A 14,878-nucleotide genomic window follows, 5' to 3' on the forward strand; every position below is an offset into this window, starting at 1 on the left:
AAGGATTTGAGGATGTCTTTGACAATCTTGGGAAATGAATTTATAATCATGATCAAATCAATATTTTGATATAGCTTGCTCAAATTTTAATATATTTTGGGCTATTTTTATCACAGATTTCTTAACATTCAACACTTCTGGTAATAAATATAAGTATTTTTTGCTGTGGGGAATCAATTTTTGAATAGGAGATTTTTTGTCTTGGCGATATAATTCACTCGATAAAGTTATAAAATAAGGCAGCATATAAATTACTCGATGAACGTAAACCCCACTATTCAAAACCAGAGATAGTGCAAATAAACTCGCAATTAATAATGCTTTATCTCGACGAGATATACAGCTAATTACAGCTAATATGGGAAGAAAAGGGCTATTTTTAAAACTTACAAAAAGATTGATAATAGCACTCAAACCAAAACCCCCAACTCTCTCGCTAGTAAATTCAAGAAAATTATTAACTAAAATTCCCAACTGTCCTGTGATAGGAATTATGATTAATATACCTGTTATAATTACTGCTCCAGCAAATATTGCAATTAATTGCACACCACTAGTTAAACTATCTGTTCCCTTGGTGGTGACATACAACAAAGATAATAATTCCACCAGGATAAGTGGATACAGAATTAATGCACTTGGCCAAATAAAAACAGCTATGACGGATAAACTTCCCGCTAGACTAACTGGAACAAGGTTAGATTGGTGATTGTGGATACTGTCAATAGATAATCTCAGTAGCCAACAAGCTGCAAAACATATTGCAATTACCCAGCAGTCAATCCTATCTCCACGATAACTTTGAACAAATAAAGGATCTAGTAAAAGAGCAAGTCCCAGTAAAGCCGCAATCTTGAGAGGTACTTGGCGACTTGACAAATACCCCATAGTTGTTGTAGCTGCTAAACTGGCTCCTATTAAGCTCACAATTCTAGGTCCGACTATAGAAAAATGGGTGGCTTTAAAAGCTAACTCTTGCACTAAGCAACCTAAGTAAAATAGAGTGAGATATGGCCTATTATTGGCAACGTCCCAATTCATTCCCCAATCTGTATTAGAATTTAAAAAAGTACGTCCATAGTCAATTATTTGTACTTCGTCTTGCCAAATAGTTGGTGAGACAGTTAAAGTCAGACAATGAATCAAGAATACTATAACCAAAATTACAAACCAAAGTACCCAAAAGTTATTCCTCAATTGACTTATCTTATTACTGACCCACATCTTATTTAACTCCAGATAGAATGCTGTTTACTCTGTATAGGACTATTATTTGATTCTTGAAAAAGAGTATGATTATATAAGTGCCATAAAGCCATAATTAAATTAATAAATTAAATTAACAAATCAAACGAAAATCCTGACCCCTCTTCCTAGTACCTCTCGGCATAAATACGCCTACCTTTCACAAGTGTTTCAAATCACAGATTTTTCACCAACTGTAATGATGGGTTTACTTGCGCCAAGCTGTACTAGTCGGTTTTCAACCGACTTGAGCTTTTAGACTCTTAATTTATTCCCTGGCTTCCCCGTGTGGATAACTATCAACTCATCTTCTTAAAAACTCTTAACAGCCCCGACAATTATTTCTATCTGTGAAGTTGTCAACTCTGGGAACATGGGTAAGCGTAATAAACAATCAGACAGAAGATTAGTATGATCCATCTTCCCATTCACCCGTCCATAATGCTTACCACCAGGAGAGCTATGTAAGGGAACATAGTGAAATACTGCATTAATACCTTGTTCTTTGAGGTAGTTAATTAGCTGGGTACGGGTTTGTAAATCCTCTAGCAGGATATAATACATATGGGCATTGTGCTGACAGTCAGGGGGAATGATAGGACGGCGTAATTTACCGGATTTTTCTACAGGTTCTAGCAGTTGATGATAATAATCCCATACTTTGAGGCGGTTGGTAATAATTTGTTGTGCTTCTTCAAGTTGTGCATAGAGGAAAGCGGCAATTAATTCTCCTGGTAAGTAACTAGAGCCTTTTTCTATCCAGGTATACTTATCTACCTGTCCCCGGAAAAATTGACTACGGTTAGTGCCTTTTTCCCGAATGATTTCCGCTGATTCTGTGAATTGGGGATTATTGATAATTAAAGCACCGCCTTCACCGGCGATAATATTTTTGGTTTCATGGAAACTAAAGCAAGCTAAGTCACCAAAACTACCAAGGGGTTTTCCTTTATAGGATGACATCAGTCCCTGGGCTGCATCTTCAATTAACAATAGTTGATGTTTGGTGGCAATTTGTTGCAAGGTATCCATTTCACAACCAACCCCGGCATAATGGACGGGGACAATGGCGCGGGTGCGGTGTGTAATAGCTGTTTCTACTAGGGTTTCATCTAAATTGAGGGTGTCGGGGCGGATATCTACAAATACGGGAATAGCTCCCCTGAGAACAAAGGCGTTGGCGGTGGAAACGAAGGTATAACTGGGCATAATTACCTCGTCTCCTGGTTCCAAATCAGCTAAAATAGCTGACATTTCTAGGGCGGCGGTGCAGGAGTGAGTCAGGAGGGCTTTGTGGGAGTGGGTATGGGTTTCTAGCCATTGATGGCATTTTTTGGTATAATTACCATCCCCGGCAAGTTGTCCGGCGTGGTGAGCTTGGCTGATATACCATAGCTCTTTACCGGTCATGTAAGGTTTGTTAAAAGGTATTTTATTCATGGGTTATTGTTTGTAGGCAATTACTAACAAAGAGCCGCCCCAGGGAAAGGAAAAACCTAGTTTAATCAACCAGCGTTCTACATCTAAAATTTTCTCTAAGAGGTAATTTAAGGTGCCACTAATTTTTAACTCACTAGTGGGGTCATAATTTGTTGATGAGCGCTGATTGAGTCGAGAAAGTAGCATTAAGGGTAAGAGAAGAGAAACAAAAGAGGTAACTTTTACTACTTTAAATCCTGTTTGCTGTAACTTGGTGATTAAATCTTGTTTGATATAGCGCCGGACGTGGTGAGCGTAGGTATCAGCTTGACTCCATAACCAGGGATGTTGGGGAACAGTCAGTATTATACCCCCCCCCATTTGGAATAGCTTGATACATTTGTGTAAGTACATCCTCATCTTGTTCTATGTGTTCCAGAACGTCGAAAGCTCCAATAATATCAAATTCTTCCGCAAAGGGGATATTACGGGCATCCATTTGAAAAAGTGTTGTTTTACACAGGCGTTCGGTGGCAAATTGTAAGCCGGTAGTAAATATTTCACTACCGCAGGTGATGAGGTGGGGGAGGTGTTTTTCAATTCCCTGAAGGACAAAGCCAGTTCCGCAGCCAATTTCTAGGAAGGTTTGAGCGTGGGGGAAGTAATGTTTAATGGCGTAAATGATTAAGCGGTTGCGGGCGCGAAACCAGAAGTTTTTGGCTTCTAGTTTTGCTAGTATGGGGAAGGCTGAGGCCTCAAATCCTTCGCTGGCCGCTGCGAGTTGCGGTGCAAAGCTCTGGTGTCCATCTAATATTGGGGGTGTGTAACCACAGGCGGGACAATCCCAGTTAGGTTGGTTAAAATGATGGTGACATTGGGGGCAGATTTTCATCGAAAATTATTGTTTATTAAAAAAAATATGTGATTTTTCCGTTTAATCAGGTTTTATACATTCTATAATGATATGAGTATAGGGTATCCGTAATAAGTCATGACGGATGTTACAGGATGTATGTGGGGGGGGGAAGAAATTATACCCTAGATTTAAGTAACCTTTTTCATCCCTTACATTTTGTCCCCGGTCTTTAGATATAATCCATCTGGCAATGGGTGATTGATTCTCTGTGTAGCAAGGCTCAACGGCTACTAATCGGCCTCCGGGTTTCAAGGCAGTGTGAGCTAATTTAAACAGTTTTTCTGCTTCTATATCGTCAAGATGATGTAATACTCCAAACACTACAACAATATCAAAGTATTCTCTATATGTGAGATTGTCAGATGTGACTAGTTCACAGATAAAGGTTCCTTGATTGCCATAACGCTTTTTGGCATCACTAATATACTTTTCACTGGCATCAAATCCTATATACTCTACTTGGGGTAAGTAGGATAATAGATCAGCAGGTCCACAACCAATATCTAGTATGCGATCGCCACTATTAGTCCTAATATAATTTTTAATCAGAATATTATAGGCTCTATTCTGACCTAGTATTTTTTGAAATAAGCTATAAAAGAAAGGGATTGAAAGGATTGAGCGAATTCCTTGGGTAATTTGGGGCATATTAATTTTTTATTATTCTTTTGAGAGGTGGATTTCTACCCTTTGCTACCAATGATAATACCTAAAATAATTAATCCCAACCCTAGTGATTTGGGAATAGTCACGGGTTCTTTAAAGAAGATGGCGCTGAGGAACAGGACTAGGACAAAGGCTAAACTCATGAATGGGTAAGCATAGCTGAGGTCAAATTTAGTCATGGCGGCCATCCAGCTAATTGCTGCTAGGAATGCACAGGTAAAGCTACTAATTACCCAGGGGTTGAGTAGTAGTTTAATGATGTATTGTAGTTTGGCTATGTTGTCTGGGGGAAATGCTCCGGCCAGTTGCACTTGCCATTTAATGATGATTTGTCCGTAGACTGTAAATAGGATGCTTAAGAGGATGTAAAGATGATTCATGTAAAAATAATAAGTTTATAGGATGTTTTAAAATTAGCTATCTTTGTTAAGTCTAATTTTTTTAAATCGTTCATTAAAATTAGTTTTTTCAGTGAAATTAATTTTGATAGGTACCTTATATTCCTCAAGTCTATCTTTGCAGAATTTTCTAATCATTGCTCTTGCTTCTTTTGGAGAAACATGACGATTGATCACAATATCCGCCACTACTATTTGACCGGTGATTGCACTCTTCTCGGAGTAAACCATACAGTCTGATACTTCATCCATTTCTAATAGAACTGATTCCACCTCCATGGGTAAAACCTTGAGACCTCCTACATTAATTACTTCTTTATTGCGACCAATAATTTGAATATAGCCATTTTCTTTTTCTTCAACCAAGTCTCCCGTTTGGAACCAACCATCATCAGTAAAGCTATCCATACTAGCATTTAGATAACCTAAAATTTGGGTTTTACTTCTTAGCCACAATTCACCTGCTACTACCTTATATTCGATATTAGGATCATCTAGTTTGATTTCTAGACTTTCTGATGAGCGACTTTGTGTTTGAATAATTCCCGTTTCGCTTGTACCAAAAGTCTGCACAAGTTTTGTTTTTGTAAAAACTCTTTTCAATTTTTGCAAAAGACTTTTAGGCATTGTTTCTGTTCCATAAGTGATAATTCTTAGACTAGATAAATCATATCTTTCATTCACTTTATCCATAAGCATCATGTTTAAGAAGGTGGGCGAGGTTGGTAAAACATGAACATGATATTTCTGAATCAAAGATGCAATATAATCAGGATTACGATTCGCAGGTAATACCATAAATGCACCAGTGGATATAATATTCAATAGGGTATTAAGACCACCAATATGGTCAAACATAAGAAAAACTAGTATATTCAAATGCTTTAATTTTTTCCCATGATAACTCTCAACTAAAGTATCCAAGTCGTGGATCATAGCCTTAGGTTCACCAGTACTACCGCTGCTAAATAGTATTAAGCCTGATCGACCAGATGTAATTAGGTTTAAGACTAGTGGGTGATTGGATGAGTTGTTATTTCGAGTCAGTTTTAAAATTCCATCATTTATATAAGCAGTTACAGTACAACTAGCAACGTGTAACCGCTTGTTAATTTCTACTGGATTTTGACTGACAATAGGTACAATAATTACTTTCTTCTCAAGGAGTGCTAAAAATAACGCCACAGCATGAAAATTATAGTCTGCTAGCATCCCAACTACTTCGCCAGGTTTCAAGTGAGTATCGAGATCAGACATATAAATATTAATTTGATGATGTAAATCAGTATAATTATATTGATTAACTCCATCGGACAATAGTTGGCGATCGCCTAAAGAAAATAAGTGATGTTTTAACCAGGACATAAGTTACCCTATAACTCCACCTAGAAAAATGGTTTGACCTGTAATAAATTTACTCCGTTCTGAAATAAAAAAATCTATAACGTTGATTACATCATCAACATTTCCTAAACGCCGGATAATTTGTTGATTGGTTAATTCTTCTAATTTGTTTTGCGGAATATTACGGATGAGGTCTGTAGGGATAGGAGTTGGACCAACAGCGTTAACCCGAATATTAAATGGAGCCAATTCTTTAGCTGTTACCCTAGTTAAACTCTCAATAGCAGCTTTACTTGCTGTATAAACCGCCTCTCCAGCCAAATTTAATGGACTGGCAACTGTAGTGTAGTTAACAATACACCCTTGCTTGTGCTTCATCATCGCTTTTGCGGCTTCGCGGGTAAATAAGAAAGTGCCAAAAAAGTTAGTGTTAAAAATTGTATGAGCAGTTTGTAGAGGTGTAGTTAGCAAGTGATTCATCGCTGCTATACCAGCATTATTAAGCAAAATATCAATTTTACCAAAGGTTTTGTTTACCTGGTTAACCATTGATACTACAGCTTTTTCTTCCGAAACATCTAACTCAAAATGCAGATATTTTTGATGTTGAATGCTGGAAGCACCACGACTACAACCTGCAACCCTATTACCTAATGAAAGATAATATTCAGCAATCTCCTTCCCCAGTCCCTTTCTCGTCCCAGTAATAATAAAGGATTTTTCCATTACCCTATTGCTCAGATAATAATAAATCGATGTACTCGACTAATGTTTTAACACTCCTAAATGGAGATGTTCTCTGACTCATCGCGCGATCATCAGCTAGAATAATCTGAATACCAAATTCATCGCTAATCCGCTCCTCTAGTTCACCAATCAACATAACTATTTCCAGACTATCTAGGTTTTCTCCAAACAGCCGTGTTGATTGATTTGGATTAATTAGTATTTCGTTTGATTGCTCCAAACCTATTTCTTTAACTAGCTCAATCACTAAATCTAAGATTTTTTCTTTCTGCATTTTAATTGTTCCTAATTTTATTTTCTTCTGAAAGTTGTAATTCTAGCTTTAGTAAGTTTTTAGATCTGGGGCTAATTTTTTTAGCCGGGTTACCTACATATATTGACCATTCTTGAGTTGACTTTCTGACTACAGAAGCTGCTCCTACTGCTGTTCCTTCTGCTAAATCAACACCTGGAAATATTAAACTACTAGTACCGACAATACAATGTTTTCCTATGCTAATTTTTTTTTTAGTTTCTGATTTATACTGGATTGGAACTGTTGCGTTTGTTAAGGTTTCGCCACTATAGTCATCACTTTGAGTAAAGACATGACATCCGTATGCCAATGCTGAAAAATCATTAAAAATGATTCCTTCTGTTCCACCAGCAACATTACAAAAAACTGTTATGTGAACGTGTTTACCAATAAAAACTTTTCCAGAGATGACACAAAAATCATCAATTCTAGAATTATCATGAATTTCTATCAATTCAGGATTATAAATCGATGCTTTATCACTTATCTTTACATTTTTACCCACAAACTTAAAAGGTATTTTTAAAAGCTGTTCTTCAGTCAGATATGGCATTTTTATTTTCCTTATAATTTATTACTATTTAAAGAATAGACGATGCAAAATAACTGACAAATCGAAAACAGAAAGTTAATCTTGAATTAGTAAATATCATAGTTTACATAAAGTTACATTACTATCAGTTTTATTCCTGACTAAATACAAAGGTCTTTTTTTTGTCTGATCAAAAGTTTTCCCTAAATAAATACCTAGTATTCCCAGAATAGAAATAATAATCCCACCTAGAAAATACAAAGACACAATCAGGCTACTCCAACCAGTTACAGGCGAACCATAAAACACAAACCTAAGGGCAATATAAATACCATAGATAAATGACAAAGTAGAAATCAGAAAACCTAACTTAATACACAGGCGTAGAGGCTTGTCTGAATAGGCGATAATTGTTTCACTAGCTAGTTTCCAGAGTTTAGCGAAAGTATAAGTGCTTTTGCCCTCAAAACGCTGGTCATGGGTAATGTTAATACTAGCGGTGGGAAATCCCATCCAATCAACCAAACCACCAAAAAATCTCAGTTGTTCCCGCATTAAACAAAAGTTCTCGACAACTTGACGAGAAATAATGCGGAAGTTACCTACTTGTCCATCATATTGTAAATCGGTCAAGTAGTTAAAGATTTGATAAAACAACCATGAAGTAAGTCGCTTCAGGGGGGGATCTTTACGTTTACCTCTGCGAGCTAAGACAACATCATAACCTTCTTGGGCTTTTTTGTACAGTCGGGGAATTTCTTCTGGTCTGTCTTGCAAATCACAATCCATAACAACTACCCAGTCAGCGTCACAATGATCTAACCCTGCTGTGATGCCATAATGTTGGCCAAAATTGCGACTGAATTGAATTCCTTTTACCCGTGGGTCGATCTTACTTAACTCCACAATAATATCCCAAGAGCGATCGCCCCCACAATCCTCAACTAAAATGATTTCAAAATCCTGTGTAATCTCAGACAAGGAAACTTTGAGCCTTTCATAGAGAACATCAAGGCTTTTTTCTGCTTTATATACAGGGATGACAACAGATATATGAGACATTTGATGATGGTTGGAGTAAATGCAATTCTAGACTGGAGCTATCCCACAGATAATTTACTTCTGGTCGAACCCATTACAAGAGTATAATTGAATTTGTGACTGAGAAACATTCAACACTTTGTCAAAACCTAATTTAGTGGACTTAGTACAGATATCTTCCTGAGAAAGTGGACGATTCCAAGACTCTTTACTATATTCAGCCATACCAAAATCTTTAGTTAAATCACAGTCACTATTCTCACCTCGGACTCCATTCACCAAGGGTAATCCAGTCATTGCAGGAATGACAAAAGATTTATCCCAACAATTTCTTCTACCCTGTGGTTGCCAAAAGTCTGAAAAGTCATCTGAAATATGAATGGCTAAGTTATCACCTGGTTCTAATTTTTTGGATTCAGTTAATTTAGCAAGTTCCCCTTGGATGTAACCCAACTCGGTTTTGGTGTTGAGTATTTCCCAGTTCACACTGGGAGGAAAGAGTAACAACCGTGACTGATGCTGGATTTTACTTAAACCTCTCAAATCAGTCAATGAATCTGACTGAGACGAAAAAGAATCTAGAGTCATTACTAACCGATGAGCAAACCCTAACACCTTATCCTTGTGGCTACTTCCTCCCGTTCCCATGGACAATGAAAAAATTAAAACTAACCCTATCACTCCCCAACTAATAACAGGTGACAAAGGTTTAGGTTCATGGTCTACGGGATCTACAATGAATAGAAAACCAGTTTTGCGGTTGACTGACCAATAGTCAGCTACAGCAGCCAAGGTAAACAATAAGGTGACTAACAGCACTGGTTGCACAAAATAATGTGCTGAGGGTCCGCCGATTTCCAGTAAAGCTCCTGGTAGTTGAGATGCTAAAAATAGCAGTGTGAGGATGATCACTTGCGATCGCACCAGGAATTTTTCTTGATTCCTCTGCAACCAGTAGAATGGGATGATTAACCCTAAAAATACGATATTTTGCCAAATAAACTGACTTCTGTAAGCGCGTGCAAAGTGAAAAGGATAAAAGATGTTAGTCAGATTTCCAGCACTAAAGTTAAAGGCTAAGGCTAAACATCCCACAAAAAAAGCGATACCTAAAGCTAGTAACAGTCCTAGATATCGCCACTTCTGTTGATTTAGAGGCCACATTTTCGGGATAAACCCACAGAGGATGAGAAACAAAGCCAGTATCACCCCGGAAGAAATCTTTGCAGCGCCACAAGCTAGGACTGCTACCACGGACAGTGTTAGGGGTAAAGGGGTCAACCAGCGATTACTTTCCCTCGCTTTGTACAACCATCTTTGCCCTACTGGTATCATGGCTATAAATACAGGAAGGGAAAAATTATAGGATTCACTGGACAAAGAGAAATCCAGGATGCGAATTGCCAACAACCATAAACCTAAAAAAGTAAACCCACAAGCCACTAGTGTGGAAAGTGGAGTCGATAGCAAACACATGAAGACTAAAACTGTAGCAAAGAAAACCGCCGGGAGAAAAGCAACTAATTGACAAATACCTAATAATACAGGTGCTGATCCTCCTAAGATAGTAAGATTTGCCGCCACCCAACGATGTACACCAACATGATAGCTTAAAGGTTGTACACCATCTAATCCCGTTGATGGCGTATTAAATTTAGCCAACATCTGCACAATTGCAGAATGAAAAAGGGTATCTTGGTTAATGCCATTCGTATAAGTATTGATGTCTGCGAATACATAATTAAGAGTACCATTGACCACAAAAAAATAAAATACAGCCAGAATCATTCCCGCCCCTGACAGTTGCAGGGTTTTCATCACCGGTCGGTCTTGTGGGGATAAATATAATATGTAAACAAAGATAGTGGCGCTAATACCGAATATACCTAGAGGAATTAAACTCCATCCCCCTAGTAAGGCTACTGCAAATGGTAATCCCATAAACACCAGGGAACCTATGGGTAATATCCAGATCACATGGGAAACATATCGCCAAGCTAAAGCAACGCCGCCAAATAGTACACTAGGATAAACAAAGACACCCCACACCTGGCGAGTGATGGTAGAGTCCCAGGTGCGGAAGTGTAAAAATAATAGTGCGGTTACAAGAATATAAATAGTAAATAGGAAAGCTAATTCGCTCACTATTTGACTTTTGACGGCAAAATGTTCAAGTTTAGGTTCAGATTGTGACATAGATGCTTATTTACCTGTGTACTATATAATTCTATGTTAATAATGTATAATTAATGCAGTTGTATAAGAAATTATTATAGTCAGCAAAGTTTTAGAGGATGTTTGTCAAGTCATGATTAGTGCATCGAATATTGTTTGACCCCACCCCCTTCCTTACAAGGGTAGGTTTTTTACATTGTCGTGAAGGGATGATTTAAATCAGTTGTTTGATTTGGTTTGTGATGCTACTATCAGTTCATTGGTGGAAACTTTAAGGTTATTGGTAACTGCGAGTAGTAGTAGGGAAAAAGAGCGGGTTTTTTATCAGGAAATTACTGATTTTATTGATAATTTTTTTGATAAAATAGGTAAATTGCTGTGTCAAATTAATCGGACAATTCCATTATTCAGGGCGATCGCGCTGGGTTTGGGTGTATCCAGGTTGTATATAACCACAAAAATTGCCTCCCATAAACAATGATAGGACTTACGCAAGATGTGACTGAAAACCTTATTCTTGCGTAGGGGTAATTCATGAATTACCCCTACTTTCGTTTCCTTTTGCGTAAGTCCTGAATGATTTAAGGTCTGGTCAATCACCAAAAGTTCAAATTCTGGTGTCATTAGTCTCTGCAAGGACTAAATAGTATCAAAAAACACTTTTTCTGCTCATAGATGGGGATGATCACTGAAAGTTTCATTAGTTTTTTCCCTGTCAAAAGGTTAGCTAAATATTATTATGTGGTTGATAGTTGGGATTTTCAACGATTACCGTTTTGACCTAGGAAACTCGCTGGACGACTGTTAATGAGTCACAATGATCAATATCGTTCATCTTTGAGAATAACGTTTTGTGTATACTGGGCAGCACCAACGTGATCGATGTTTTTTCTTATCTAAAGAGTAAATTTTTTACCCGTTTTTTAAGCGAATTAATAGCAAATTGAGGATGAAATAAAATAAATTTAATACGAATTAATATTTGATAAACTAGATTACGGATTCTTAAAAATGATAGGGCTTCTATAATCCAGTATTTTATGTGATCAGTCGTTGAGCCAATAACAATCCAATTATCGTAATATAAATCCTTAGTGTTGTTACCCCACATTAGCCCAAACCACCTTCTGGGAGCAATGATTTTCTTTTTAGAATTGCTATTTAACCATGCCCCCCACCACCCGAAAGTACTAGTTGAAATAATATTGTGATCGCATAGAGTCATCATGCACAAATCAACATATTGATTATTACCTTCAACATATACTAACGAGCTTGATTTCACACAGTTTGTTCTTATATTTTGCTTACACCATGATATATCATCAGAAAAAATAACAAATTTTATGTTCTCATTTTCAAATAAAGACATTGCTTTTAAGTAATAGTTAAGCTGACAAAGCTTAATAGCATCTTGAGTAAATATGTTGTTATCTCTAGTAACATAATCCCCTCTACGAACATGAACTGCTACCAGTTGTTTTCCTTCTTTAATTGCTTGAATTTTTGACTTTGCAATTAACTCTATACCTTGCTGAAATTTAAATTCGCTGCGAATTCTTTCTTGACAGTTTTCAAAATACTTAAAAGATTGAAAAAATCCTTCAATGTCTGTATTGTCTTTTATAAGAAAGAGATTTTTATCAAAGGTATGTGGTTTTTCTTTAAAAGAAAAGACTTGACTTGGAACCAGTTTTTGATCAATTGCAGATAAAATAAAAGCTCTAGAAAGTTCAGTAGCGGTGAAATCTATTTGAAACTCATAGTTAAAATTTTCGGCAACTGCTACCAATGCCGCATATTGAAACATTTGGTTTCCTAACCGTCCTAGTTTTCCTATCTCAGTAAAATATATCATCTGGGAAATTTTAAAATTTTAGTTACTTTAACTCAGTTATTTTGTTGGTTAATGAAAGGATTTTTTGGGCGATCCGCTGATTTAAATTTAGTTTGTTGTTTCTTCTGAAAGAAGTCGAATGCCAAACTTGCTGTAACGAATCGAAGTTTTTGATAGGTTGAACATCTGCTAGAGTTAGGATTTGTTGAAGGAATATCGAAAACTTTTTTTGCTCAGAGAAAAAGCTATTCCAAGTAAGTAAACTTTTTATTCCTAACTGTTTTGCATTGGCAAGTTGCGATTTGAGAATTTCAGGTATACGCTGAATTTCTGATTCAGGAATACGAATTGAGCATGATGACCAATCAATTCCGACTTGTGGTATCCAGTCATCGGATATAATCACTGGACATCTACCAAGGGACATGGCTTCATACATACGATAGGTTGACGGGGATGATCCTCGAGGACAAAGAACAAAATGGCTATTTAAGATTTCTTGTAAGAAAACATTTTTTTCCAACTCTGTGTGAGCATAAAAGGCTGTATTTATTCTGGTTAGAATCCAGTCTTTATTTGGAGGAATTTTTCTGAAAATTCTTTCACGTATAGGATGGGATTTCGCAGATCCCCTAAATGAAAAAAGAAGATTAGGGCTAAATTCAAATTGATATTCCTTTCTAAACTCCACTAACTCCTGATTATATTCTTTAGGATAGCAAGATGCTATATGAAAATTTTTCATAAAATTATTTCGAGTCAAACCTGTATAGCATCCAGGCAAAAAACCGAAAGTTGTATCATCATAGTTTATGGTATATATTTTACCCGCATATCGCTTTATGAAATCATCTTTTTCAAGCCTTTTAATATAATCAAGATGTTTAAATGAGAAATTTTCAAAAAGAATAATAACATCGGCTATGTCAGGATCCTTGACAAAGTTAGTCTGAGGGTTGTTTTTCTCAAGCAAGTCATTAAGCCAGAAGTTTAGAGAAACGATATCAGTATCATTTGGACTCGCCAGGTAGATTTTTTTATTTGTATTTTCGTTCATCATCTTTATTTATTAGGACTTACGCAACTGGCAGAGGCGATCGCGCCCGGTCATCGGGATGCCAAGGGTCATACCAATAGTATTCACTTTTTTAACTTTGTAGAAGTTAGAACTTACGCAAAAGGGAACGAAAGTAGGGGTAATTCATGAATTACCCCTACGCAAGAATAAGGTTTTTAGTCATATCTTGCGTAAGTCCTAGAAGTTAGATTTTCCCAAAAAGAGTTTTTTAATGCATCAAATGTAGAAATGCGTTGGGCATGAACCGCAAGTACATCTGTGAGTTTGGGAAATTCTTGTGGCTCTACACACTCGCCACGAACTAGACTAGAGACTTGATAAAATTTACAGTAGCCGAAATTTCTCAGAATATTCAAGAGATCCGTTGATTTCAGACCAGCGATACGTTGTGCATCGGGATTTATTTCAAACCAGAGGAAGGGCTTGTACTTCAAAAGGACTGATTGAGAACCTTGAAACACCATGAATTCGGCTCCCTCAACATCTACTTTGATCAGATCAAGTTGGGATATTTTTGTCTCCTGTGCAACTTTGTCAAGGGTTTTCATTTCAACACTAATCTGAGTCGTGGTGGATGATTGACTAGTATGCTCTTTAAATAATGATCCAACACCCGATGACCGTTTGGGAATAGAAAATGTGGACTGTCCATTTTGATTTCCCACTGCTGTCTCAAAAATAGATATTTGCTGTAGTTGGTTAAGTTCCTTACTAGTTATTAAGGCTTTTGCTAGACGTGGTTGGGGTTCTACGGCAATAACTCGTCCTTCTGAACCAACTAGTCTTGACGCATATAAACTAAACATACCATGGTTGGCACCTATGTCAAAAAAAATGTCACCTTGGGTCAGTAACATTTCTTGCAGTTGAAATCCGCTGTATTTATTGGAAATAGACGGAATCGTATGCTGATATATTTCAAAATCCAACAGGTCAACAACAATCAATAAATTCCATTTGTTTATTTTGACCGGTAGTAAATTGTTGGATGAGACCGGAAACAAACTAAGATAGACTTTGATTAGATCAAATATCTTGTTTCCTCCAATAGTTCCCCCTTTTCTTGATTTGGGACCTCTTGAACACCACCAAAGCCACAGGCGACAAACAAAGGGAAACTCTACAAACTCTGGACAATTACTCCATTCAAGTTGATCTGAACTTAATTTGTAATTTTTCATCCAC

Annotated in this window: 16 protein-coding genes; all 16 read right to left on the reverse strand. The window is 36.9% G+C overall.

Going from position 1 to position 14,878, the window contains the following annotated elements; all coding sequences use genetic code 11:
- Positions 1-57: 57 nt before the first annotated feature.
- Positions 58-1,161 carry a hypothetical protein gene (locus tag PN497_RS12345; protein ID WP_272110274.1) on the reverse strand — a complete coding sequence of 368 codons (1,104 nt, stop codon included), beginning with the start codon at positions 1,159-1,161 and terminating at the stop codon, positions 58-60.
- 396 nt (positions 1,162-1,557) lie between these two features.
- The gene (gene rffA / locus PN497_RS12350; protein ID WP_096571426.1) at positions 1,558-2,685 is read right to left on the reverse strand and encodes a dTDP-4-amino-4,6-dideoxygalactose transaminase; all 1,128 of its coding nucleotides are present in this window, start codon (positions 2,683-2,685) and stop codon (positions 1,558-1,560) included.
- A 3-nt stretch (positions 2,686-2,688) separates the two neighbouring features.
- The gene (locus tag PN497_RS12355) at positions 2,689-3,045 is read right to left on the reverse strand and encodes a hypothetical protein (protein ID WP_272110275.1); all 357 of its coding nucleotides are present in this window, start codon (positions 3,043-3,045) and stop codon (positions 2,689-2,691) included.
- Positions 2,987-3,556, reverse strand: coding sequence for a class I SAM-dependent methyltransferase (locus tag PN497_RS12360; protein WP_272110276.1), 570 nt, complete (start codon positions 3,554-3,556; stop codon positions 2,987-2,989). The genes PN497_RS12355 and PN497_RS12360 overlap by 59 nt, the downstream gene beginning before the upstream one ends.
- A gap of 42 nt (positions 3,557-3,598) precedes the next feature.
- The gene (locus tag PN497_RS12365) at positions 3,599-4,228 is read right to left on the reverse strand and encodes a class I SAM-dependent methyltransferase (protein ID WP_096571425.1); all 630 of its coding nucleotides are present in this window, start codon (positions 4,226-4,228) and stop codon (positions 3,599-3,601) included.
- A 35-nt stretch (positions 4,229-4,263) separates the two neighbouring features.
- Positions 4,264-4,626 (reverse strand): EamA family transporter, encoded by a 363-nt coding sequence (locus PN497_RS12370; RefSeq protein ID WP_096571423.1) that lies wholly within the window; start codon positions 4,624-4,626, stop codon positions 4,264-4,266.
- 33 nt (positions 4,627-4,659) lie between these two features.
- On the reverse strand, positions 4,660-6,009 hold the full coding sequence (locus tag PN497_RS12375) for an ANL family adenylate-forming protein (protein WP_096571420.1): 1,350 nt from the start codon (positions 6,007-6,009) through the stop codon (positions 4,660-4,662).
- A 3-nt stretch (positions 6,010-6,012) separates the two neighbouring features.
- Positions 6,013-6,714, reverse strand: coding sequence for an SDR family NAD(P)-dependent oxidoreductase (locus PN497_RS12380; protein WP_096571418.1), 702 nt, complete (start codon positions 6,712-6,714; stop codon positions 6,013-6,015).
- Between the two features lie 4 nt (positions 6,715-6,718).
- A complete protein-coding gene (locus PN497_RS12385; RefSeq protein WP_096571416.1) occupies positions 6,719-7,009 on the reverse strand; it encodes a hypothetical protein in 291 nt (96 codons plus the stop codon).
- 1 nt (position 7,010) lies between these two features.
- Positions 7,011-7,583 (reverse strand): acyltransferase, encoded by a 573-nt coding sequence (locus PN497_RS12390; protein WP_096571414.1) that lies wholly within the window; start codon positions 7,581-7,583, stop codon positions 7,011-7,013.
- A 96-nt stretch (positions 7,584-7,679) separates the two neighbouring features.
- Positions 7,680-8,624: a glycosyltransferase family 2 protein gene (locus PN497_RS12395; RefSeq protein WP_096571412.1), complete on the reverse strand. Its 945-nt coding sequence runs from the start codon at positions 8,622-8,624 to the stop codon at positions 7,680-7,682.
- 54 nt (positions 8,625-8,678) lie between these two features.
- Entirely contained in the window at positions 8,679-10,799 is a 2,121-nt protein-coding gene (locus PN497_RS12400) for a hypothetical protein (protein ID WP_096571410.1), read from the reverse strand.
- Positions 10,800-11,159: 360 nt separating this feature from the next.
- A complete protein-coding gene (locus tag PN497_RS12405; RefSeq protein WP_096571408.1) occupies positions 11,160-11,402 on the reverse strand; it encodes a hypothetical protein in 243 nt (80 codons plus the stop codon).
- 268 nt (positions 11,403-11,670) lie between these two features.
- Positions 11,671-12,636 (reverse strand): alpha-1,2-fucosyltransferase, encoded by a 966-nt coding sequence (locus PN497_RS12410; RefSeq protein WP_096571406.1) that lies wholly within the window; start codon positions 12,634-12,636, stop codon positions 11,671-11,673.
- A 22-nt stretch (positions 12,637-12,658) separates the two neighbouring features.
- The gene (locus PN497_RS12415; protein WP_096571404.1) at positions 12,659-13,675 is read right to left on the reverse strand and encodes an exostosin domain-containing protein; all 1,017 of its coding nucleotides are present in this window, start codon (positions 13,673-13,675) and stop codon (positions 12,659-12,661) included.
- A 173-nt stretch (positions 13,676-13,848) separates the two neighbouring features.
- Entirely contained in the window at positions 13,849-14,874 is a 1,026-nt protein-coding gene (locus PN497_RS12420) for an FkbM family methyltransferase (protein WP_096571402.1), read from the reverse strand.
- Between the last annotated feature and the right edge of the window lie 4 nt (positions 14,875-14,878).

Source organism: Sphaerospermopsis kisseleviana CS-549, from assembly GCF_028329225.1.
Lineage (GTDB): Bacteria > Cyanobacteriota > Cyanobacteriia > Cyanobacteriales > Nostocaceae > Sphaerospermopsis > Sphaerospermopsis kisseleviana.